General features: G+C 69.0%; 25 protein-coding genes. 17 read left to right on the plus strand and 8 right to left on the minus strand.

All coding sequences use genetic code 11. The annotated features are described in order from the left end of the window. The first annotated feature begins 81 nt into the window (after nt 1-81). Nucleotides 82-429 (plus strand): DNA-binding protein, encoded by a 348-nt coding sequence (locus KUM32_RS08740; RefSeq protein WP_217141344.1) that lies wholly within the window; start codon nt 82-84, stop codon nt 427-429. Nucleotides 430-618: 189 nt separating this feature from the next. On the opposite strand, the gene KUM32_RS08745 is transcribed toward KUM32_RS08740, so the two are convergent. After that, nucleotides 619-1,260: a TetR/AcrR family transcriptional regulator gene (locus KUM32_RS08745; protein ID WP_217141230.1), complete on the minus strand. Its 642-nt coding sequence runs from the start codon at nt 1,258-1,260 to the stop codon at nt 619-621. A gap of 111 nt (nt 1,261-1,371) precedes the next feature. Between KUM32_RS08745 and KUM32_RS08750 the strand changes: the two genes are divergently transcribed. The 8 genes from KUM32_RS08750 (at nt 1,372) to KUM32_RS08785 (ending at nt 6,585) form a co-directional block, all read left to right on the plus strand. Then, nucleotides 1,372-2,316, plus strand: a complete 945-nt coding sequence (locus KUM32_RS08750; RefSeq protein WP_217141231.1) for an alpha/beta hydrolase — start codon at nt 1,372-1,374, stop codon at nt 2,314-2,316. Between the two features lie 97 nt (nt 2,317-2,413). Next, nucleotides 2,414-2,824 (plus strand): hypothetical protein, encoded by a 411-nt coding sequence (locus KUM32_RS08755; RefSeq protein ID WP_254405227.1) that lies wholly within the window; start codon nt 2,414-2,416, stop codon nt 2,822-2,824. Between the two features lie 60 nt (nt 2,825-2,884). Then, nucleotides 2,885-3,703, plus strand: coding sequence for an NAD(P)-binding domain-containing protein (locus KUM32_RS08760; protein WP_217141233.1), 819 nt, complete (start codon nt 2,885-2,887; stop codon nt 3,701-3,703). A 270-nt stretch (nt 3,704-3,973) separates the two neighbouring features. Continuing rightward, nucleotides 3,974-4,243, plus strand: coding sequence for a type II toxin-antitoxin system Phd/YefM family antitoxin (locus tag KUM32_RS08765; protein WP_217141234.1), 270 nt, complete (start codon nt 3,974-3,976; stop codon nt 4,241-4,243). Beyond that, the gene (locus tag KUM32_RS08770; RefSeq protein WP_217141235.1) at nt 4,236-4,499 is read left to right on the plus strand and encodes a type II toxin-antitoxin system RelE/ParE family toxin; all 264 of its coding nucleotides are present in this window, start codon (nt 4,236-4,238) and stop codon (nt 4,497-4,499) included. Before KUM32_RS08765 ends, KUM32_RS08770 begins: the two co-directional genes overlap by 8 nt. Nucleotides 4,500-4,840: 341 nt before the next feature. Further along, entirely contained in the window at nt 4,841-5,221 is a 381-nt protein-coding gene (locus tag KUM32_RS08775) for a CPCC family cysteine-rich protein (protein WP_217141236.1), read from the plus strand. After that, entirely contained in the window at nt 5,218-5,949 is a 732-nt protein-coding gene (locus tag KUM32_RS08780) for a HEAT repeat domain-containing protein (protein WP_217141237.1), read from the plus strand. The genes KUM32_RS08775 and KUM32_RS08780 overlap by 4 nt, the downstream gene beginning before the upstream one ends. Nucleotides 5,950-5,952: 3 nt before the next feature. Then, nucleotides 5,953-6,585: a DUF6000 family protein gene (locus tag KUM32_RS08785; protein ID WP_217141238.1), complete on the plus strand. Its 633-nt coding sequence runs from the start codon at nt 5,953-5,955 to the stop codon at nt 6,583-6,585. Between the two features lie 20 nt (nt 6,586-6,605). On the opposite strand, the gene KUM32_RS08790 is transcribed toward KUM32_RS08785, so the two are convergent. Beyond that, nucleotides 6,606-7,142 (minus strand): CbrC family protein, encoded by a 537-nt coding sequence (locus KUM32_RS08790; RefSeq protein ID WP_217141239.1) that lies wholly within the window; start codon nt 7,140-7,142, stop codon nt 6,606-6,608. 66 nt (nt 7,143-7,208) lie between these two features. Further along, nucleotides 7,209-7,565, minus strand: coding sequence for a hypothetical protein (locus KUM32_RS08795; protein ID WP_217141240.1), 357 nt, complete (start codon nt 7,563-7,565; stop codon nt 7,209-7,211). Between the two features lie 96 nt (nt 7,566-7,661). Here KUM32_RS08795 and KUM32_RS08800 point away from each other — a divergent pair, with 96 nt between their 5' ends. Together KUM32_RS08800 and KUM32_RS08805 are read left to right on the plus strand one after the other, a co-directional pair. Continuing rightward, nucleotides 7,662-8,204, plus strand: a complete 543-nt coding sequence (locus KUM32_RS08800; protein ID WP_217141241.1) for a hypothetical protein — start codon at nt 7,662-7,664, stop codon at nt 8,202-8,204. A gap of 261 nt (nt 8,205-8,465) precedes the next feature. Then, the gene (locus KUM32_RS08805) at nt 8,466-9,404 is read left to right on the plus strand and encodes a restriction endonuclease (RefSeq protein WP_217141242.1); all 939 of its coding nucleotides are present in this window, start codon (nt 8,466-8,468) and stop codon (nt 9,402-9,404) included. 310 nt (nt 9,405-9,714) lie between these two features. Here the strand turns inward: KUM32_RS08805 and KUM32_RS08810 are convergent, their stop codons facing one another. After that, nucleotides 9,715-10,245, minus strand: a complete 531-nt coding sequence (locus KUM32_RS08810) for an NUDIX domain-containing protein (RefSeq protein ID WP_217141243.1) — start codon at nt 10,243-10,245, stop codon at nt 9,715-9,717. A 1-nt stretch (nt 10,246) separates the two neighbouring features. After that, the gene (locus KUM32_RS08815; RefSeq protein ID WP_217141244.1) at nt 10,247-11,602 is read right to left on the minus strand and encodes a tetratricopeptide repeat protein; all 1,356 of its coding nucleotides are present in this window, start codon (nt 11,600-11,602) and stop codon (nt 10,247-10,249) included. Nucleotides 11,603-11,826: 224 nt separating this feature from the next. On the opposite strand from KUM32_RS08815, the gene KUM32_RS08820 reads away from it, so the two are divergent. The 5 genes from KUM32_RS08820 (at nt 11,827) to KUM32_RS08840 (ending at nt 15,700) form a co-directional block, all read left to right on the plus strand. After that, the gene (locus KUM32_RS08820) at nt 11,827-12,576 is read left to right on the plus strand and encodes a hypothetical protein (RefSeq protein ID WP_217141245.1); all 750 of its coding nucleotides are present in this window, start codon (nt 11,827-11,829) and stop codon (nt 12,574-12,576) included. Between the two features lie 81 nt (nt 12,577-12,657). Next, complete coding sequence (locus tag KUM32_RS08825) at nt 12,658-13,569, plus strand: aminoglycoside phosphotransferase family protein (protein WP_217141246.1); 912 nt, start codon at nt 12,658-12,660, stop codon at nt 13,567-13,569. A 1-nt stretch (nt 13,570) separates the two neighbouring features. Then, nucleotides 13,571-14,263: a bifunctional 2-polyprenyl-6-hydroxyphenol methylase/3-demethylubiquinol 3-O-methyltransferase UbiG gene (locus tag KUM32_RS08830; RefSeq protein ID WP_217141247.1), complete on the plus strand. Its 693-nt coding sequence runs from the start codon at nt 13,571-13,573 to the stop codon at nt 14,261-14,263. Between the two features lie 34 nt (nt 14,264-14,297). After that, the gene (locus KUM32_RS08835; RefSeq protein WP_217141248.1) at nt 14,298-14,843 is read left to right on the plus strand and encodes an HAD domain-containing protein; all 546 of its coding nucleotides are present in this window, start codon (nt 14,298-14,300) and stop codon (nt 14,841-14,843) included. A gap of 563 nt (nt 14,844-15,406) precedes the next feature. Continuing rightward, nucleotides 15,407-15,700 (plus strand): tyrosine-type recombinase/integrase, encoded by a 294-nt coding sequence (locus KUM32_RS08840; RefSeq protein WP_308408621.1) that lies wholly within the window; start codon nt 15,407-15,409, stop codon nt 15,698-15,700. A gap of 108 nt (nt 15,701-15,808) precedes the next feature. On the opposite strand, the gene ychF is transcribed toward KUM32_RS08840, so the two are convergent. Continuing rightward, entirely contained in the window at nt 15,809-16,897 is a 1,089-nt protein-coding gene (gene ychF / locus KUM32_RS08845) for a redox-regulated ATPase YchF (RefSeq protein ID WP_217141249.1), read from the minus strand. Nucleotides 16,898-17,072: 175 nt separating this feature from the next. Here ychF and KUM32_RS08850 point away from each other — a divergent pair, with 175 nt between their 5' ends. Beyond that, nucleotides 17,073-17,687: a DUF6542 domain-containing protein gene (locus tag KUM32_RS08850; protein ID WP_217141250.1), complete on the plus strand. Its 615-nt coding sequence runs from the start codon at nt 17,073-17,075 to the stop codon at nt 17,685-17,687. Nucleotides 17,688-18,060: 373 nt separating this feature from the next. Here the strand turns inward: KUM32_RS08850 and ppgK are convergent, their stop codons facing one another. Both ppgK and KUM32_RS08860 read right to left on the minus strand, forming a co-directional pair. Beyond that, nucleotides 18,061-18,825, minus strand: coding sequence for a polyphosphate--glucose phosphotransferase (gene ppgK, locus KUM32_RS08855; protein WP_217141251.1), 765 nt, complete (start codon nt 18,823-18,825; stop codon nt 18,061-18,063). Between the two features lie 29 nt (nt 18,826-18,854). Further along, nucleotides 18,855-19,871 carry a 4-hydroxy-3-methylbut-2-enyl diphosphate reductase gene (locus KUM32_RS08860; protein ID WP_217141252.1) on the minus strand — a complete coding sequence of 339 codons (1,017 nt, stop codon included), beginning with the start codon at nt 19,869-19,871 and terminating at the stop codon, nt 18,855-18,857. Nucleotides 19,872-19,914: the final 43 nt, after the last annotated feature.

The following is a 19,914-nucleotide window of genomic DNA, read 5'->3' on the forward strand; positions in this document are numbered from 1 at the left end:
CGCACGGACCGCAAAGGCCGCCCAAGCCGCTCCGCCGCAGGTCAGGCGGCCTCTTGCCAGGCGTATCAGACGTGGAAGCGAATTCCACCACAAGGGATCGAGGCCGCTCGGCGCGTGGGCGTGCCCGTCCTCGTGTCGGCCCTGACGGTGGTGGAGGCCGTCTACGGAAAGACGGACGAGGCCCGGCTGCACTGGGTGCTCTCGCGCCTCCAGGTCCAGGACGTCACCCAGGCGGACAGTCTCACCGCGGTGCAGTTGCTGAGCGACGCCGTCGGCCTGCACGGCCACGAGTACGCCATCGACGCCCTCGTCGCCGCGATGGCGCTCCGTTCTCCGGCGCCCGTCCTGGTGCTGACCTCAGACCGCGACGACTGGTCGGAACTGTGCGGCGAGGTTCCGGTCTCACGTCGGAACGCGCGCACGCGCTGACCGTTTCGTGTCCGACGGAGCGTGACACCCGCTGGAGCGGCTCACCCACGGCCGGCGCGGGCAAGCGCCGCCTGGAGGCGGACGAGGTGCGCCAGCGGGCCGAACGGCATGCCCGTGCCGGCCAGGAACAGCCTGGCGAGGGTGCACCCCGAGGCACCGACCCGGAGTCCCCGCGCACGCACGTCCCGTTCAGGCGGAACGAGCTGCCTGAGCCCTGATCCCGTCGAGCACGATGTCGAGCATCCGGTCGAACTCCGCGGCAGAACCGAAGTCGGACCACCGGGGCGCCAGGGCGGCCATGCCGGGGTACGTACCGGAGTCGAACTCGGGCACGGGTGCGGGACCGTCGGGCCCGCCGCCGGTGGATGCCATCAAGTGCCCGTTGAGGAAGCCGAACAGCACCATCGGGGCGTCCGCTGCCACTCGGTCGGGCAGGCCGGCCGTACGCATCGCGGAGACCAGACGCTCCAGGGCGGTCACGGCCACTGGCGAGGTCTGAGCACGCGTGGCCAGCAGCGGGAACACCCGAGGATGCCGGCACGCCATGTCCCGGTAGGAGTGGGCCGTTCGCCGGGCGACCTCCTCCCAGTCGTGCGACACGCCATCGGGAGCAGCCGCCACCTCGGCGAGCACGGCCTCGCAGACCGCGTCGAGGAGCGCGGCCTTGCCCTTGACGTGGTGGTAGAGCGACATCGGGTCGACCCCGAGCTCCTCGGCCAGTCGCCGTACGCCGAAACGCTCGAGGCCGTCGCGATCCACGAGTGCGACGGCCGCGGCCGCGATGCGCTCGCGGTCGAGCCCCGCCGATGTACCCCGGGCACGCCTGGCCACGGCCACCCCTCCTTCGCCCCTTGCCAAATCTACGACGTAGAAATTAGCGTACACAGCGAAACCTACGGCGTAGATTTCAAAGGGGCTTGCCGAAGAACCCGGAGGACAGGCATGAGCGAGATCACCACCGCGGACCGGCCACCACAGCCGGACTGGTCGTCGGTCACGGACGAGGACGTGGCCGCCTATCGCGTCGCGGAGAACCACTTCCGGGCGTCCGACGCGGCCCGGTCCCTCCTGGGGCACCCCGATCCGGGCGCCACGATCGACTGGGAGCAGGTGCCGCTGCCCGGCCGCGCCGTCCCCGTGCGCGTACACCGGCCCAGCGGAGCCTCCCAGGCCCCCCTCCCCCTCGTACTCCATGTGCACGGAGGCGGGTTCGTGGGCACGGCCGTCCAGTGCGACTGGGCCAACAGCCACCTCGCCGCCCAACTCCCCGCACTCGTCGTCTCCGTCGAACACCGGCTCCTCGACCGGGAGACCTCGCTGTCCGAGGCCGCCGCCGACTGCTGGGAGACGCTCGAGCACGTGGTGCGGCACGCCGAGCGATGGAGCGTGGATCCGGCCCGGGTGGCCGTCTTCGGTGAGAGCTGCGGCGCGTTGATCAGCGCCCTGACGGCAATCCGGGCCAGGGAGGCCGGCCTGCGGCTCAGGGCGCAGGTGCTGGTCAACCCCGCGGTCGACGTGACCGCGACGATGTACGCGCACGCCTCGATGTCCGAGTACGGATACAGCACGGGCCTCACCGTTCCGCAACTGGAACTGTTCCAGCGCCTCGCGGTGCCACCGGGTACCGATGCCCGCTCGGTATCACCGCTGCACGCCGAGGACCTCGGCTCGCTGGCTCCGGCGCTCGTGGTGGTGCCGACCCATGACGCGGTGGCCGATCACGGCCGCCGTTACGCAGAGCGGCTGAGCGCGGCGGGAACGACGGTACGGATCACCGAATACCCGGAAGCGGTGCACGCGTTCCTCACCTTGCCGGGAGTGCAGCCGCAGGCCGAGCCCGCCCGCGCGGAGATCCTCGCATTCCTCCGCGCGGCCCTGACGAAGTGAGGGGCGACCGATGAGCGCCGGACCGCGCACTCACCCACCCCGTACGCCGAAACGGAGCGCCATGCCGAGCACGCACCGGCGAGGGGCGATCGGGGCGATGTACACGGGACTTGGCCTCACCCTCATCGCGACCGTCGCCCCCTACGCAGACCGTGCCACCACCCACCTGTTGGCCGACCACATCCGGACCGGCTATCCCGCCTACTCCCCAGCCCGGGTGGACTCGGCCGTCAACACCTGCCTCGTCCTGCTGACCATCACCGGAGCACTCGGCGCACTGGCCTGGCTCGGGGCGACCTGGGCCGTCAAAGCGGGCAAGCGGTGGGCCCGCCCTGTCTCGACCATGCTGTTCGTCCTCGGCGCCGGCCTCGCGCTGACCGGGCTGCTCACCGAGGACACCTCAGGCTCGACCGGCCTGCCACCGGCCCTGGGCTGGGCCGGGGTGGCTCCCTGCCTGGCAGGCGCCCTGGCGATCGCTCTGCTGTGGAGACAGCCGCGACCGGCGTGACGTGCGGCAACTCCGCGCTCGGCACAGAACCCGCTGATACACACCAGGGAGGACGGCACCGTGAAACGCATCGGCATCATCGGAGTGGGAGAGATCGGCCGGGCCCTCGTGCAGGGCCTGTGCGGCGCGGGCGGCCCGGCGCCCGAGGTGTTCCTCTCGCCGCGTGGCGCCCGCACCGCCACCGCACTCTCCGAGCGGTACGACGGCGTCCGCGTCTGCGCCGACAACCAGCAGGTCGTGGACCGCGCCGAGTTGGTGATCATCGCCGTACGCCGTCAGGACCGGCACGAAGCGCTGGACGGCCTGCGGGTGGACGGGGCCGAAGTGGTTGTCAACGTGATGGCCGGGGTCGCGAACGAGGAGCTGCGCGGCATGCTCGCCACCGACGCCCCGTTGGTACGCGCCATCCCGCTGCCTTCCGTACGCGAACGCCGCTCTGTCACCGTGACGTACCCGTCGCACCCGGCCGCCGACGCCTTCTTCGAGCAGCTCGGCGGAGCACTGCCGGTCGCGGACGAGGCGGCCTTCGACGTCTTCTCCGCACTGACCGGGACACTTACCACCCACTACGCCTACCTCGCCGCGCTCACGTCGTGGGCCGCCGGACACGGCATCCCCGCCGACGACGCGGAACGCTACGTGCGGGGCCTCTTCCGGGCCGTCGGCCGCGCCCTGAGCGACGAGACCCGCAGCCTGCAACGGCTCGCGGCCGACCACGAGACCCCCAAGGGCAACAACGAACGCATCCGGACCACATGGTTCGACCAGGCCAATGCCGCCGCCCTCGACAGCGCGCTCGACGGCCTCCTCGCCGACCTGCGGTGTTCGGACGAGAGACTCACCCCCGGGCCACAGCGTGAACCGGACGCTCCCTGCTGAGGACAGTGCACGTCCCAGCACGGAAAGACAGAGGGCCCGACTCCGAAAAGCCGAACCCTCTCCGACGTGCGAGTTCGCCAGGTCAGTGACGTGGAGATACAGAACCGCTACACATTGAAGCGGAACGCCCACCACGACGCTCCCACCTTCGTAAACGTGCCTCTTGGAGATCCGATCCAGCACAGATCCAGCACGGTCACGGCTCATCCAGTACGCCCGAGCGACAATGAGCCGTTGTGTACACATGAGACACTCGGTACCCTTGGGCGCATGACACAGTCACTGCCCATAGAGTCCATCCGCGATGTCCGGGCGCACCTGGCCGAGGTCGTGGAGCGGGCCGACCGGGACGACGTACCTACCGTCATCACCCGGCGCGGCAAGCAGGTCGCCGCCGTGGTGTCCATCGAGGTGCTGCGCAAGTACCAGGAATGGGAAGAGCGCGAGATCAACCGGATCATCGACGAGCGCATGACCAACCCGGCACCCGGCATCCCGATCGAAGACATCATGAGGGAGACGCTGGCGCGCAGTGAGTGAGTACCGCACCGTCTTCCGGCCCGAGGCTCAGGCCGAACTCCGCAAGGTCCCGCGAGACACGGCCCTCCGCATTCTGGCCAAGCTGACCGAGCTGGAGAGCGACCCTCTGGGGTTCAACACCACGGCCCTCGTCTCCCAGCCCGACCGGCGCCGCCTACGGGTAGGTGATTACCGCGTGATCTACACGATCGACAACGGAGAGTTGGTGGTGTGGGTCGTACACGTCGGGCATCGCTCGACCGTCTACGACACCTGAGCACTCCTGACAGCGGGTCAGGACATCCAGCACCGATCCAGCACGGGATCGATGAAGGAGCCGGGCTCCCACGAGCCTGGCCCCTTCAGAACTGCACGTTTGCCAGGTCAGCGACGTGATGTTGTGTCATCCGCTCACACGTTGAAGCGGAATGTCTGTGGTCTGATCCTGACCTGCGGCGGAGCCCCGTCCAAGGCTCTCACCTGGGGTTTCCTCGTTGGCATGCGTTGACTGCCGACGGCCGTTTACGGGTGTCCTGCGGACTGGCTGGGGACTGGCCGGGGGTGCCGAGGTCGAGAAATCCATGGCGCACCGGCCGGCCCCGCAACGAGACTGCGCAGGTGAGCGACCGCTACCCCTGTCCCTGCTGCGGGCACCGTGTGCTCCATGCCATGCCCGGCTCGTACGAGATCTGCCCCGTCTGCTTCTGGGAAGACGACAGGGCCCAGTTCCGCTGGCCTGCCATGCCCGGCGGCGCGAACAAGGTCTCCCTGACCGAGGCCCAGCGCAACTATCAGGACTTCGGCGCCTGCGACCAGCACAGCCGACGGTACGTCCGCCCTCCGGCCGAGGACGAGCCGCTCGACCCCGCCTGGCGCCCCATCGACCTGACGCGCGACTCCTTCGAGGACTGGGACGCCGAGGGCCGGGCCCCGTGGCCCGACGACCGCTCGGTGCTCTGCTGGTGGCTCCCCACCTTCTGGCGACGGGACCACCCATGACCGCCCACATCGAGAGACTCATCCAGCAGCTCGACGACTCGACCGGCCCGTCTTACGACGCCCGCGCGGAACTGATCGGCATCGGCTCCGACGCCATCCCCGCCATCATCGACGGTCTGCCCTCTCTCGGCGGCTTCGGGCAGCTGACCGCCATCGAGGTCCTCGAAGAGGTGGCGGACCCGCGCTGCGGCCCCGCTCTGATCGCCCTCCTGGACAGCGACGACTCCACCGTCCGGGAATGGGCGGCGATGGCCCTGGCGAGCCTGGAGATCGACGGCGCGGTCGAACCCGTGCGCCGCGCCTATCGCGCCTGCCTGGAACGGGCGACGCCACCGGACTGGAGCGAGCCCAACGGCATCCGCTGGGCCCTGACCGAACTCGGCGCCCGCACCCCTGTCGTCCCGCCGCTCACCGCGCGCCTACGAGCCACCACAGCGGACGACGCCCCTGGCTGGCCCTCGGCCCACTTCACTAAGATCATCAGCGACCTGGCTGACCACGCCCAGGTGATCCTCTACTCCCAGTTCTGGCGGGTGGACGCTGGTCGCACGTACGGCGTCCCCGACACCTCCCTGGACTGGGAACTTGACTGGTCTGCACCCTGGGAGCACCTCGTCGAAGAGGCCCGCACATGGTCCCTGCTGGAAACCTCCGAAGCCCCCGCCGGCGACAACATCTTCGTCGCCCCCACCTGGATCGACCGTACCGACCTATACCCGGAGAGGTGACCGATGCCGTTCCAGCATCCCGAGGAGATCGGCTACGGCTATGTGATCGAGCGCTACGTGACGAGGAAGGACTCGGATCACCCGCGCTACCGCGACTTGAAAAGCGGTCGCGTCCTGCGGCCCGGGTGGCCACACGCCGAACGCTTCGCCCGTCACCTCATCGACGACGCAGCCACGATCTCCGACGCCGAACTGGAGGCCCTCCTCGGCTACGAGTGGCGCTCACGCTTCACCGCCGCCTGGCTGATCGGCGTAGGCCAACGCGCCACGTTCCGCGAACGCATCGGCGACCTGCTCCTGGCCAGCGAGTTCTGCTTCTCTGGCGGCGCCTACTGCTTCGCCCTGGCCCGCTTCGGTACACACGCGGACGCCGAGATTCTCACCACCTACCTCGACCGCTACCTCCCCCGCACCGACCTGCGCTACGACCAGCCCGCCGCCCTCGGCGCACTCCTCCACCTCGACGCACAGCTCGGCACACACCACGCCGATCGCTTCACGGAGCCCGACGGCCTCTGGGACCCTTGGGTCCAGTCCCTTCCGCACCTCCAGGACTCTCCCTACTTCACCCCTGCCGAACAGCGCCGCTTGACCGACCTCCTCTGCGACTTCGCCAACAGCTGGACTCAGCCGTAGCCGCAGCCGCCCGACTGCGGCTACGTGAAGTCCGAGTACGCCATGTACCGCCCGCAGGCGCGGCACATGAAGAGGTATCCGGTGGGCTGGCCGTCCTTGTCCAGGGCGCCGAGATGGCTCTCCGCTGCCTCGGCAGACCACCCCCGCGCGCCGGCCTCACTGCGCAGCGCCTCCAGGGCATCGGGGAACGAGGCCAGCTCGGCGGCCCCGACGCCCCCCAGGAACGCCGCCCCATCACCGCAGTGGAAGAACCACCGCGGGTCCTGCCAGGACGAGAAACCCGGCGTACGCGCGTCGACGGACATCACGACCTCAAGCGGGACATCGTCCCCGACCGGGTCACCGATGAAGTGCGCGTCGTACTTCGCAGCCGCGCTGGCGTCCGCAATGCACCAAGGGCACAGCAGGTTGGAAAGTTCCTCGACCGCGTACACCGGGCCTGTGTAGATGAACCCTCGCGCCCTCCCGCAGCAGAGGCACGTCGAACTGGACGCAACGACCGCCCCGGTCGCCAAGGGGTCGGGGTGGTAGGGAAAATCGGGCAACTCCTCGGACATGCCGGTCACGCTACCTCCGCACAGGAAGGTCGTGCCGGACTGCACCCGCCCTCGGTCCGAAGGCGGTCACGGCCGCAGCAGCCGAGCCTGCGGGTCATAACAAACAAGCCCCATCGATGCCGCGAGATCGGCGGCGTAGGCCGAAGCCTCCTCGGCCATGCTGTACCGCATCGGGAAGTAGATGAACGGCCCGGACGCCTCGCCGATCAACGGCCCCGTCGACCAGGGGGAGGTGTCCTCATCGTCCTCCGTGAGATCCACCCATCGCGCCAAGAGCCCAGCAACGTACTCCGCGATACGCGGTGACGGTGGAAACTCTTCCTCCGTGTCGATGTAGCGGTCGTACAGCTGGGTGAGGACCTCGCCCGCGATCACATCGTCAGCGGGCTTGCTGCCTTCCCACACCGCCAGGTCGTAGCTCATGGCCGAACTGTGCCACGCCCTACTGACAGCACCGCTTAGCGTCGATCAGCAGGCCAACCGCACCAGACGTCCAAGGGCGCTGTTACGTTCCGTCCCATGACCGCATCAGACGATCTACTCCGCCGGATCGAGCAGGAGCCTTCCCTTGCCAACGCGCTCGCCTGGCCTGGCGATTTCGACGTCGAGCGCCGGGATCCCATCGAGGAACTTGCCCTTCCTACCAGGATCCCCCTACACCCGATAGCCGGTTGCGGCGCTGGCGGCACGTACTACCTGTGCGGGGAGGCTGGGGCCGAGGAGAGGCCCGTCCTGTACGCCGACTCGGAGGGCCAGGCCACATTGATCGGCGCCGACCTCGTCGAGGCCATCACGCTGATCGTGGTGCTGCCCTTCTGGCGCGACCTGGCGAAGGGCTTCACGATCAACGAGCTGGGCGCCGACCTCCGCGCCGACCGCTCCGACTTCGACACCGAGCGGGACCGCCTCCTGCAGGCCCTCGGACTCACCCCTGCCTCCGAGGAAGAAGCTGCCTCTCGGCTCTTGGCCGCCGCCGCACGCACGACCCCGAACTACATGCCATACGTTCCGGACGACGACCATCTGCCGTACGAGCTTCTCTTCGGGGGCGGCCCTCGGTAGTGGCACAGCCCCTATGGGGGCCATGGCACAGTCTCAGGTGGCCCCAACGCACTCCGATGGGGCACGCCTCCAACCCGTTTCCGGGCTGGAGGGTTCCGGCTTGCTCGCACTCACGGGCTTCAGTACGACATCCAACTCGCCGACTGCCGCGTATGACGCGGCAATCCGACGCGAAGGCAGGTGAGTACCCGACTCCTCTCTGTAGCATCATCTGACCAGGCGTTAGCAGCCCTGTACAGAGACTGGGAGGTCGGACGAGGGATGACCAGCACGCCGAAACCAGCGCAGCCGATCAGCCCAGCCGCCTACGGAGCTCTGGCCGGCGCGCTTAAGTCGATCTTCTGGTACAAGCGTGACCTCGAACGATTCATCCGCTTGTGGGCCACAGACCACCCTTCGCTGCTGGCCCACATGGACTTCAGCGGCTATAAGTGGGCCACCGCAGATGAGTTCGTGGACCGATTGATGGCAGATGAGCGCCAATACCGCGACCTTTCGCTTCGGATGATGGCGGAGGTTTCGCAGCTGACGAGCTTCCCTGCGCTGAAACGGCACGAGAGCGCCGAATCACTGATCGCCGAGGCAAGAGAAGCAGTCGACCATCTCAGGGGGCTGGTTGACCGCCAGCGCGTTGCCCACGAGCAACAGTCGCAGTTCGATGACGAGCTTCTCACGTACCGCGCAGTGGTGGAGGCCCAGCACGGCTTTGAAGCTAAGCTTGCCGCCCTTAAAGATCGCTTCCTCGAACTGGAGCGCATGAATAATCGCCAGAAGGCCGGCAGGCTTTTCGAGCCGTTCCTGAATGACGTCTTCAGGTTGTTCGACATGGAACCCCGCCTATCATACAGCCTGGAATACGAGCAAATCGACGGCTCGCTCACTTTCGACACGGACGACTACATCGTTGAAGCCAAGTGGTGGCAGGAGGCAATCCAGCCCCACCATCTCTACAGCTTCAATGAGAAGGTGAGGCGGAAGGGGAAGAATTCGCTTGGAATCTTTATCAGCGTAAATGGATTCACTAGCGGAGCCCGAGAAGCATACAGGGAGAGTACGCCGTTCCTGACGATGGAGGGCCTCGATTTCTTCTACGTTCTCGACGGGCGCCTCACGCTCGACGAACTTTTACGGCGCAAGAAGCGTCATGCAAATGAGACCGGAAGTTGCTACTTTCCAGCCACGATGTTCCCCGGCGAGTAGCCGAAACAAGCCGCTGCCGTCAATCCGGAGTCGCGGGAGGCTCTGTTGTCTCAGACGGACTGTATCGAGGATGTGGACCGACGCAGCTTGGCTGGCTAAGACGCCGGAAATCCACCCGCTGGAACGAAAGGAAACCGCGCGCGACGATCGAGCGAGGACGCCGTGCCTCACTCTCAGAAAATGATCGGGCCAGGCGAAACAAGGCGTACGTTGAACGCCTAATTCATAGCGAACTCCTTGAAACCAAAGCAGTTTGGGGCTCCTCCAACAAGCTCGGATTTCCGGATTCACCCGCACTCAGGGTGCGCAACTAACGCCACCCGTCAAGTGATACCTGAGAACTGCCGCGCAGGTAGTGACGGAGAGCACTGGCAGTTGTGTCGACAAAGGCGTCGGGGATGGCATTGGCATCGACCCAGCGGACCTGGGAATGCTTGCGGGGTTCGCGGTTTTCGGGTTCTCCGCTCCATTCGTGGGCGGCGAAGACGACGGTGAGGAAGCCGTTGGGGGCCTCGACGCCCCAGGCGCCGTGGATGATGTGGGCGACCTTGAGGGACTCGGGCTTCACCGTGAGGCCGGTCTCCTCGTAGAGCTCGCGGACTGCGGTCTCCGTGATGGGCTCGCCCGGTTCGCTCTTGCCGACGGGGAGGTCCCACAGGCCTTGGGCGAACTTGGCGTTTTCGCTGCGCTGGAGCAGGACGACGCGGTTGGTGGCCTTGTCGTGGACAATGACCGCCGCGACCAGCAGGGTCATCGATTCGAGCGCCGGCTTGAGGGCTTGGGAGCGGTCGTCGGTCTGCTGGGCCACGGTGTTCCCTTCATCGGGCGGGTTGTTGGGCATGTTAGGCGAGGGCCTCGCGGGCGCGGCGGGCGAGATCGGCGGCGCCGGGAACGCGGCGGCGCTGGTAGACCGCGAGCGTGGAGCGGATTGAGGTGATCGCCTTCCGGGTCCGATCGGAGGTCATGCCCTCCATCAGGACCAGGGCCTGGGTCCAGGCGGCGACCGCTTCGTCAGCGCGGGCCTGGGCTGCGAGGCTGTCGCCGAGGTCGGCGTGGGTGAGGGCGTGGACGCGCTTGTACTTCTCGGGGTCCCAGCGGGTGAGGGCGTCCCGGTGCTGCTGCTCGGTGCCGATGTGGTCGGCGAGGTCGGTCAGGGTGCGGGCGGTGTGGCTGGCCACGGTGCCGGCGGCCGGGCCGCTTACGCGGGAGTAGCTGGGCTGGGGGCCGTCGTCGCGGAGGAGGGCGTCTTCGGCAGCGAGCAAGGCGCGGGCGGCCAGGGGGTTCTCGTTCACGGCAGCGTATGCGCGCGCGTGGGTGATGTGGAGGAGAGCCTCGGTCTGGCCGTCGACGTGGCCGAGACCTGTGCGTAGGGCGCCTTCGACGAGGTCGACGCAGTGGTAAGGCTGCTTGAGGCTCAGGGCCTGGTGGGCGAGGGCGCGCATCATCCAGGCGGCATGGCCGCGGGGGTCCGCTTCGCAGGCGAGCTGGTAGCCGACCTGGTAGTAGCGCTGGGCTGCGCCTTCGTGGCCGAGGTCGTGGTGTTTCCACCCGGCGAGGTAGGCGAGTTCGGCGACGGCGCCGAAGGCGGCCCGGCGTAAGGCTTCGCTGGGGAAGCGTCCGCGCAGCATGGGGGCGGCTGTGTCGGCGAGGTACGCGGTGACGGTGGTCAGGCCGTGTCCGCCGCCGAGGCGCTCGTCTGCGGCGCTGAAGGCCGCGGTGATCTGGCGTACGACGTCCACGTCCTCCGCGCCGACCAGGGATGTGCCGGTGCGGGCGCGGAGCATGCGGGCGGTGGCTTCGTGGTCGTAACCGAGCGGCATGGCGACGCCGGCGGTGGTGAAGGCTGCGATGGCGAGGAAGCGGCGACGCTCGACGTCGGCGCGGCCCAGGTCGGTGGCCGTGAGGACGGGGTCGGATTCCGTCGGCTCTTCGTCATCACCGGCCTGGAGGGCGATCTCGGTGCGGGTGACGGTGCGCCCCGCTCGGCGGGACAGCGCCTCGGCCAGGTACTGACCTACCCGGCCCGAAGGGGTGCGGGTGCCGTTCACCCAGTGCGAGATGGCCGACTTGTTGGTTTGGAGGATGTCGCCGTTCTCGGCGGCGATGCGCCGCACGTCTCTGGCGAGGGCCTCGTAGGTACAGTCGACCGTCGCGATGACGTCGCGCAGACGGGAATTGGGTTCTCTCTGCGCCGCCACGATCGCCTCCGCTCTGGAGCTGTAAACCGCGTATACCGCTTCAACTGCCCTCCACCGTACCCACTGAGCGTGACCACCGGTTCACTTATCAGCAGCCGCCCGGAACGGCACGACCCGTAATCCAGGCCCCCCCTTGGTCCGGGCGGCACCCCGAAGTTCCGTACGCCCACACCAGGCTCGGGCATTCCTGTGCCCGAACCTGGCCGATCAGAGACGGAGACACGGTGACCACCATCGACACCACGGCCATCACGGTCGAGCTACCTGAGGCGTTCGACCCGCGCTGGAGCCGCCTGCCTGGCATCCAGGTCGACGGCCGGCGCATCACCATCGACCCGACCGAGTACTTCTTCCGCTTCGAGTCGAACACATGGCTCGTCGCCGACTGGGAGCTGGTCACGTCGCAGCTCCTGGACGTGGACGAGACGACCGAGAGCGCGGTCGAGCAGCTCGCGCTGGACTTCATCAAGGCCCACGCCGAGTCCACCTCGGACGCGGCCCGGGTGCTGTCCACCGCCTACGAGGTGTACACGTACCTCTTCCGCGACGAACACCTGGCCGGCCTCGGACTCCCGCAGATCACCACCGACCACCTGAGGATGCTCCGCGAGGCCGCCACGCTCATGGCGCTCAACAAGGTCGAGCTCGACGGACACATCTCCAACGTCGGCCCGTGCTGGTTCTTCCCCGCCGCCACCTCCGTCGTCTTCGACCTGGACGACGAGATGGGCGGGATGCTCGACGAGGTCTACCACGGTGGCTGGTTCAACGAGCACCGCCGCATCGAGTCCATCAAGGCCCACGCCGCCCTCGGCGGCCGGCTCGTCCACGGCTGCCAGTCCGTGCCGGACCAGACCGGCGGCGTCGTCGCGCCCTACGGTGCCTCGATGGCCAGCTTCCGTGACGACCTCGCGGCCTTCAAGGCGGGCTGGATCGAGCGGGTCTACGCCCACCGCGTGAACCCCGCCGCGTAACCCACCACCCGATCAGGCTCCGGGGCGGGCCGGCATCCCTCGCCCGCCCCGGACGCCACCACCCCTCCCCGGAGCCCTCACGTGACCACGAACCCCAGCGCCGAACTCCTCGACAACCTGCTCACCGCGACCGGCCAGACCACCGCCGTACGGGAGGAGGTGCGCGTGTGGTCCATGTCCGGTGTCGAGCGCGTGGCCTTCCCCAACGGCTCCACGGCCATCTTCAAGTACGCCAAGAAGCCCTTCGACAGCGAGGACCAGGCCCTCCGCCTGGCCCACACCCTCGGCGTACCCGTCCCACAGGTCCACGCCTCCGCCGTCCTGGACGGATGGCTCGGCGTGCTCATGGAGGACCTCGGACCGTCCGTCCGCGAGGCCGACGACCTCGATGGCGTCGCCGCGGCAGTGATCCTGCACGGCACCCGCACGGCTCCGCCCTTGCCCGTCCTCGGCCAGGAGCGCCTGCGCGCACTTCCGGCCCGGGCGCTGGAGCACCTCGAACGGCTGCGCAAGGCCGACCGGTGGCAGGACGCCGATGACGTCGAGGACGCGCTCGACCGGATCGCCCAGGCCGCCAAGGCCCGCTCGGCAGGGGCGACGCTGGAACCGTTCGGCTGGGTGCACTCCGAGTTCCACCCCACCAGCCTCCACATCGGCGAGCGCGGTTGGCGGCTGCTCGACTTCGCCCGCGCCTGCACCGGCCCCGGTCTGCTCGACCTCGCCAGCTGGCACGGCACCATCGAACCCCCGCACCCCGTGCGCCTGCGCGTCTTCCTGGAGCAGTACGTGACCGCCGGCGGCACCCCCGACGCCCTCGCCCCGCGAGGCGGGCTCACCGCCGAGAACTGGGCACTGGGCTGGCACCGCATGTGGGCCGTCGAGTGGTTCATGGAGCAGGCCATCCGATGGATCAACGACCCGGCCACCGACCCCGCCTACATCAAGGCCGTCCGCCGCCACCTCACCGACGTCCTCCACCTCCTGGAGATCTGACGTGCTTGCCCAGGCATCCCCCTGGCACGCCCACGCGCTCCAGCGCACCGCCGCCGGACTCGCCGAACCTCTGGCAGTACCCGCCCGGATGGAGTGGACGACGAGACCCGGCCAAGGTCCCGGCGCTGACCTCCTCGGGCCCGACCTGCGCGGCAAGCGGCTCCTGGAACTCGGCTGCGGCCCCGGCCACAACGCCGCCCACCTCGCCACCCGCCACGGCGCCCACGTCACCGGCGTCGACCTGGTCGGCCTCCAGGTCCGCCGCGCCCGCTCCCACTACGGACGGCTGAACAACCTCACCTTCGTCGCCGGCCACGCACTGCACTACCTGCAAGCCTCCGACGAGCAGTTCGACGCGATCTACTCCGTCTTCGGCGCCCTCGGGCTCGTCGCCCCAGAGCTCCTGTTCCCGGCCATCGCCCAGCGCCTCACGCCCGGCCGGGTGCTCGTCTTCTCCGTCCCGCACCCGCAGCGCGGCGGACGCCGTCCCTCCAGTGACGACCGTCCCCGCCGCGACCACGTCACCCTCCCCGACCGCACCCGGCTTCCCATCGCCCGGTGGGAGTTCGGCACCAAACGTTGGGAGAAACACCTCAGCCACGCCGGCTTCTGGCTCACCTCGGCCCAGGAGTTCCACGACCCCCGCATGGGCCACTGGCCCACCACCCTGCTGATCCGCGCCCGCAAGCTCTGACCAGCCATTCGCCCCGGCTTCCCCGGAGGAACTGATGCGCCCGCCCTACCTGCTCCTCGACATCGACGGCGTCCTCATACCCTTCCCCAGCGCGGACGGCTCGACCCCGGCCACCCATGCCCGCCACGACGTCGTCCCCGCCGGCCGGAGCGCCGACAACTCGGTAACCGTCTGGCTCGACCCTGCCCACGGCTCCATGCTCATGGATGTGATCCGGGCCGGCCTGGTCACCCCGGTCTGGTGCACCAGCTGGCGGCAGGACGCCATCACCCTCATCGGACCGCTCCTCGGCCTCCCGGACCTGCCGTACGTCGACCTGCCGCGTCCGCAGATCACCACCAGCCACCCCAATGGCTACCTGTGGAAACGCGACCACGTCGATACCCGGCTGGGCAACGCCCCCGCTGTCTGGATCGACGACGATTTCACCGGTCTCGACCACGCCTGGGCGGCGGAGCGCACCGCCAAGGGAACGGCGACCCTCCTCGTTCAGCCCGACCCACACCTCGGGCTGCAGCCCGAGCACCTGACCGAGGTCACGACGTGGGCCTCGCAGCTACCCAGAGCCCGCGCCGCCTGAAGACTGATACCCCCGCTGCCAGGAGCAGCGAGGGCATCAGGATGCGATGTGGGGATCAACGCTCATGTAAGCGTTGAGCGAGTTCTGTTCCCGGGTTGTGCGTGATCGTTTCCCGCTCCGAGCGCAACCCGCGGAAGCGCCATCAACGGGACATCCCGGCTGTCCAGCCGCGGCGTGCTGTCTGTGGCGACTGGCATGATCAGCTGCATGATTCGACTCCTCCCTCCAGCATTGTGCCGTCGGGCCGTAGGAGCCGTCGTAAGGGTTGCTGGGTGAACTCGTGGGAAAGCGACCCGGCGTACCAGGCGGTGGTTCGGGCGTTCGTGGCGGGGATCCGCTCGACCAAGTCGGTGGGCCCCTTGACGTTCGCGCGGTGGTGGCGGGCATCCGTCCGGGCGCCAAGGACGGGTTTCTGCTTGACGAGGTGCCATGGGACCGCTTCCCAGAGGGGGCCAGGGTCCGCGAGGCTATGGAGCGGTTGCGCTCGGGTGACGCCGCCGCCGTTGTCAGTGCGCTCGGCACGCTGATCGGCCTGTGCGCCAACGGCGCCGCAAGGCGGCCCCGTGGCATACACGCACTTCATGGACGGGTCCTGGCGGCCCGCCTGCGCGAAGGCCGGCATACCGAAGGGCACCGGACCCCACGCCCTCCGGCACCACTACGCCAGCCTGCTGATCAAGCACGGCGAGTGCGTGAAGACGGTCTCCGAGCGCCTCGGCCACACCAACGCGGCCATGACGCTGAACATCTACACCCACCTGTGGCCCGACTCCGACGAGCGGACCCGGGCGGCCGTCGACAAGGCGTACGCGGACCAGTCCGCCGATGCCCAGCCGCAGGTCGACGAAGCGGCGTAGCCGCTCCCCCGCGCGCTGACCGAAGTCAGCACGCTGCGGACTCTGTGCGGACCGCAAAGGCCGCCCAACCCGCTCCGTCGCAGGTCAGACGGCCTTTCGCCGGACGTATTAGACGTTGAAGCGGAACTCCACCACGTCCCCGTCCTGCATCACGTAGTCCTTGCCCTCCATACGCGCCTTGCCCTTGGCGCGCGCCTCGGTGACGGAGCCGGTGGCGACCAGGTCGTCGAAGGAGATGACCTCGGCCTTGATGAAGCCCTTCTGGAAGTCGGTGTGGATGACACCGGCGGCCTCGGGGGCGGTGGCGCCCTTCTTGATGGTCCAGGCGCGGGATTCCTTGGGGCCGGCCGTCAGGTAGGTCTGCAGGCCGAGGGTGCGGAAGCCGACGTGGGCGAGGGTGGCGAGGCCGGGCTCGTCCTGGCCGACGGACTGGAGGAGCTCCAGCGCCTCGTCCTCCTCCAGCTCGGCGAGGTCCGCCTCCAGCTTGGCGTTGAGGAAGATCGCCTCCGCGGGGGCGACCAGGGCGCGCTGCTCGTTCTTGAAGTCCTCGTCGGTCAGCTCTTCCTCGTCGACGTTGAAGACGTAGAGGAAGGGCTTGGTGGTGAGCAGGTGCAGGTCGTGGAGGAGTTCGTTGCGCTCGGTGCCCTGGACGATGCCGTGGGCGAAGAGCGTGTCACCCTTCTCCAGGATCTCCTTGGCCTCCTCGACCGCCTTGACCTTGGGCGCGACGTCCTTCTTGATCCGCGACTCCTTCTGGAGGCGGGGCAGGACCTTCTCGATGGTCTGGAGGTCGGCGAGGATCAGCTCGGTGTTGATCGTCTCGATGTCGTCCTTCGGCGAGACCTTGCCGTCGACGTGGACGACGTTCTCGTCCTTGAAGGCGCGGATGACCTGGCAGATCGCGTCGGACTCGCGGATGTTGGCCAGGAACTTGTTCCCCAGGCCCTCGCCCTCGCTCGCGCCGCGCACGATGCCCGCGATGTCGACGAAGTCGACGGTGGCCGGGAGGACCTTCTCCGAGGAGAAGATCTCGGCCAGCTTCGTCAGGCGGGGGTCGGGGACGCCGACGACGCCGACGTTGGGCTCGATCGTGGCGAACGGGTAGTTGGCCGCGAGCACGTCGTTCTTGGTCAGGGCGTTGAACAGGGTCGACTTGCCGACATTCGGCAGACCGACGATTCCGATCGTGAGCGACACGTTGCGACTTCCCGTACGTGAGGATGCGGAGGGTGGGGCGGGCCAGGCAGGGCCGATCCACCAGTCTACGGGGTGGGCGGTAGCGGCCCCGCGCGGTGTCGAAGGCTTGGCCGACCTGGGTCCGACGGCGTGTCTGTCGGGCTATTCGACACATAAACCGACCTAAGTTGGTCCAGTGGAGCAACACGGGACGCGACCTGCGCAGTACGGACCGCGACGGGGCCGGGCGCCGCTGCCCCCTCAGGGGCGGGGTGCCCGCGGCACCCCGGCGGCAGGGCCGGGTGGACGACCGGCCGGGCAGCGGACGGGCGGCGGGCCGCGGCCGGTCCCGGCCGCGGTTCGGCCGCCCCGGCCCCGGCCCGTGGTGCCGCGGGTTCTGCACGCCCTGCGGGAGATGCCCAACCCGCGGCTGACGGGGCTGGGCGGCGGCCTGTTCTGCGCGGCCGTGATGACCGTGCTCGGGTTCCTCGACCAGGTGCTGTTCGGGGCGTCCCTCACGGTGTACGGCGTGCTGTTCCTGCCGGTGTGCCTGCTCACCGCGCTCTGGGTGCGCCGGGGCGACCTGCTGACCGCCCCCGTCATCGTGCCGATCGCCTTCACCGTGGGGCTCGTGACCGTCTCCGAGAGCGGGGACGGTCTCGGAGGGCGGCTGATGGGGCTGGTGACCGCGCTGGCCACCCAGGCCGGCTGGCTCTACGGCGGGACCCTGGTCGCGGGGACGACCGTGATCGTCCGGAGGATCCGCCTGCTGCGCCGCCGCACCGCAGCCCGAAACCGCGCGCCGGCGTGACGGCCGGTCCGGTCCGTGGCGGACGTTACTGGTGTGAGAGCGCGTTCGGTCCGTGGCGGACGCTACTGGTGTGAGAGCCGGTCCGGTCCATGGTGGACGTGACCGGCACATGCGCCGGTAGGGCTCGCGCGGGGACGTGACCGGTGCGAGGGCCGGTCCGGTCCGTGGCGGACGTGACCGGCACGTGCGCGCCGCTACGGCCCGAGGCGGGTACGGCCCGCACGTGCGCCGGTTCCGCCCGGAACGGGGTCGCCGGCCCGCTGCGCCGCCCGGAACCACGCGCCAACGTGAAGGCCGGTTCGGATCGTGGCGGGCGCGGTCGGCGTGCAGGCCGGTTCGGCCCCTGGCCGGCACGGCCCCCGGCCGTGTCGGTTCAGCCCGAGGCGGGGTCGCCGGCCCGTTCCGCCGCCCGCATCGCCGCCCCCACGATCCCCGCGTTGTTCTGGAGCTGCGCGGGGACGATCTCCGCCTTGATGCCCTCGATGTGGTGCAGGAACTTGTGGGACTTGCGGCTGACGCCGCCGCCGATGATGAACAGCTCGGGTGAGAAGAGCATCTCGACGTGGGCGAGGTACTTCTGCACGCGGTGGGCCCACTGCTCCCACGACAGGTCGTGGTCGTCCTTGACCTTGCTGGACGCCCGCTTCTCCGCGTCGTGGCCGTCCAGCTCCAGGTGGCCCAGCTCGCTGTTGGGCACGAGGACGCCGTCGGTGAAGACGGCGCTGCCGATGCCGGTGCCGAAGGTGAGCAGGATGACCGTGCCCTGCCGACCGCGACCGGCGCCGAAGTGCATCTCGGCGACGCCCGCCGCGTCCGCGTCGTTGACGACCGTCACGTCCAGCCCGCCCAGCCGCTCGCCGAACAGGGCGCGTGCGTCGGTGTCCACCCAGCTCTTGTCGACGTTGGCCGCCGTGCGGACCACGGCACCGCCGGTCACCACGCCCGGGAAGGTGAGCCCGACCGGTCCGGTCCAGCCGAAGTGCTCGACGACCTGCCGCACCCCGTCGGCCACGCCGTCGGGGGTGGCCGGGTGCGGGGTCAGTACCTTGCAGCGCTCCTGGGCCAGGTCACCCCTGTCGAGGTCCACAGGGGCGCCCTTGATCCCGGATCCGCCGATGTCCACGCCGAAGATCTGCATGGCCCTACGTTACGACGGACGACTGACCGTCACGCCCCGGCCGTACCGGAGCCGCCCCGCTCCGCCACCAGGGCTGCCGCCTCCTCGCGCAGGTCGCGGCGGAGCTCCTTGGGCAGCGAGAACGTGATCGACTCCTCGGCGGCCTTGACGATCTCCACGTCCTCGAAGCCGCGCTGCGACAGCCACTCCAGGACCTGCTCGACCAGGATGTCCGGGACGGAGGCGCCGGAGGTGACGCCGACGGTGGAGACGCCCTCCAGCCAGGTCTCGTCGATCTCGTCGGCGAAGTCCACCAGGTACGCGTCGCGCGCGCCCGCCTGCTTGGCGACCTCGACCAGCCGCTTGGAGTTGGAGGAGTTGCGGGAGCCGACGACGATGACCAGGTCGGCCTCGGCGCCCATCTGCTTGACCGCGAGCTGGCGGTTCTGCGTGGCGTAGCAGATGTCGTCGCTCGGCGGGGAGATGAGCTGCGGGAACTTGTCCTTCAGCGCGTCGACGGTCTCCATGGTCTCGTCGACGGAGAGGGTGGTCTGGGAGAGCCACACCACCTTCGACGGGTCGCGGACCTCGACCTTCGCCACGTCCTCGGGGCCGTCGACGAGCTGGATGTGGTCGGGTGCCTCGCCGGAGGTGCCGATGACCTCCTCGTGGCCCTCGTGACCGATCAGGAGGATGTCGTAGTCGTCGTTCGCGAAGCGGACGGCTTCCTTGTGCACCTTGGTGACGAGCGGGCAGGTGGCGTCGATGGTGGCGAGCTTCCCGCGCGCGGCCTCCTCGTGGACGACGGGGGCCACGCCGTGCGCGGAGAACATGACGATGTTCCCCGGGGGGACCTCCTCCGTCTGCTCGACGAAGATGGCGCCCTTCTTCTCCAGGGTCTGGACGACGTACTTGTTGTGGACGATCTCGTGCCGGACGTAGACCGGGGCCCCGTACTGTTCCAGGGCCTTCTCGACGGCGATCACGGCGCGGTCCACACCCGCGCAGTAGCCACGGGGGGCGGCGAGCAGGACACGGCGGCCAGGCGAAGCAGTCATGGGACCCATCGTAAGGCCGCGTTCGGCGGGTCGGAGGTCGCGTGGGCAAGGC

This window comes from Streptomyces sp. AC627_RSS907 (assembly GCF_019049165.1).

Bases quoted from the DNA above. Each gene is read 5' to 3' on its own strand.
- KUM32_RS08750 (WP_217141231.1), top strand. From the start codon at position 1,372: ATGAGCGAGATCACCACCGCGGACCGGCCACCACAGCCGGACTGGTCG.
- KUM32_RS08755 (WP_254405227.1), top strand. From the start codon at position 2,414: ATGTACACGGGACTTGGCCTCACCCTCATCGCGACCGTCGCCCCCTAC.
- KUM32_RS08765 (WP_217141234.1), top strand. From the start codon at position 3,974: ATGACACAGTCACTGCCCATAGAGTCCATCCGCGATGTCCGGGCGCAC.
- KUM32_RS08780 (WP_217141237.1), top strand. From the start codon at position 5,218: ATGACCGCCCACATCGAGAGACTCATCCAGCAGCTCGACGACTCGACC.
- KUM32_RS08785 (WP_217141238.1), top strand. From the start codon at position 5,953: ATGCCGTTCCAGCATCCCGAGGAGATCGGCTACGGCTATGTGATCGAG.
- KUM32_RS08790 (WP_217141239.1), bottom strand. From the start codon at position 7,142: ATGTCCGAGGAGTTGCCCGATTTTCCCTACCACCCCGACCCCTTGGCG.
- KUM32_RS08795 (WP_217141240.1), bottom strand. From the start codon at position 7,565: ATGAGCTACGACCTGGCGGTGTGGGAAGGCAGCAAGCCCGCTGACGAT.
- KUM32_RS08800 (WP_217141241.1), top strand. From the start codon at position 7,662: ATGACCGCATCAGACGATCTACTCCGCCGGATCGAGCAGGAGCCTTCC.
- KUM32_RS08805 (WP_217141242.1), top strand. From the start codon at position 8,466: ATGACCAGCACGCCGAAACCAGCGCAGCCGATCAGCCCAGCCGCCTAC.
- KUM32_RS08810 (WP_217141243.1), bottom strand. From the start codon at position 10,245: ATGCCCAACAACCCGCCCGATGAAGGGAACACCGTGGCCCAGCAGACC.
- KUM32_RS08835 (WP_217141248.1), top strand. From the start codon at position 14,298: ATGCGCCCGCCCTACCTGCTCCTCGACATCGACGGCGTCCTCATACCC.
- ppgK (WP_217141251.1), bottom strand. From the start codon at position 18,825: ATGCAGATCTTCGGCGTGGACATCGGCGGATCCGGGATCAAGGGCGCC.
- KUM32_RS08860 (WP_217141252.1), bottom strand. From the start codon at position 19,871: ATGGGTCCCATGACTGCTTCGCCTGGCCGCCGTGTCCTGCTCGCCGCC.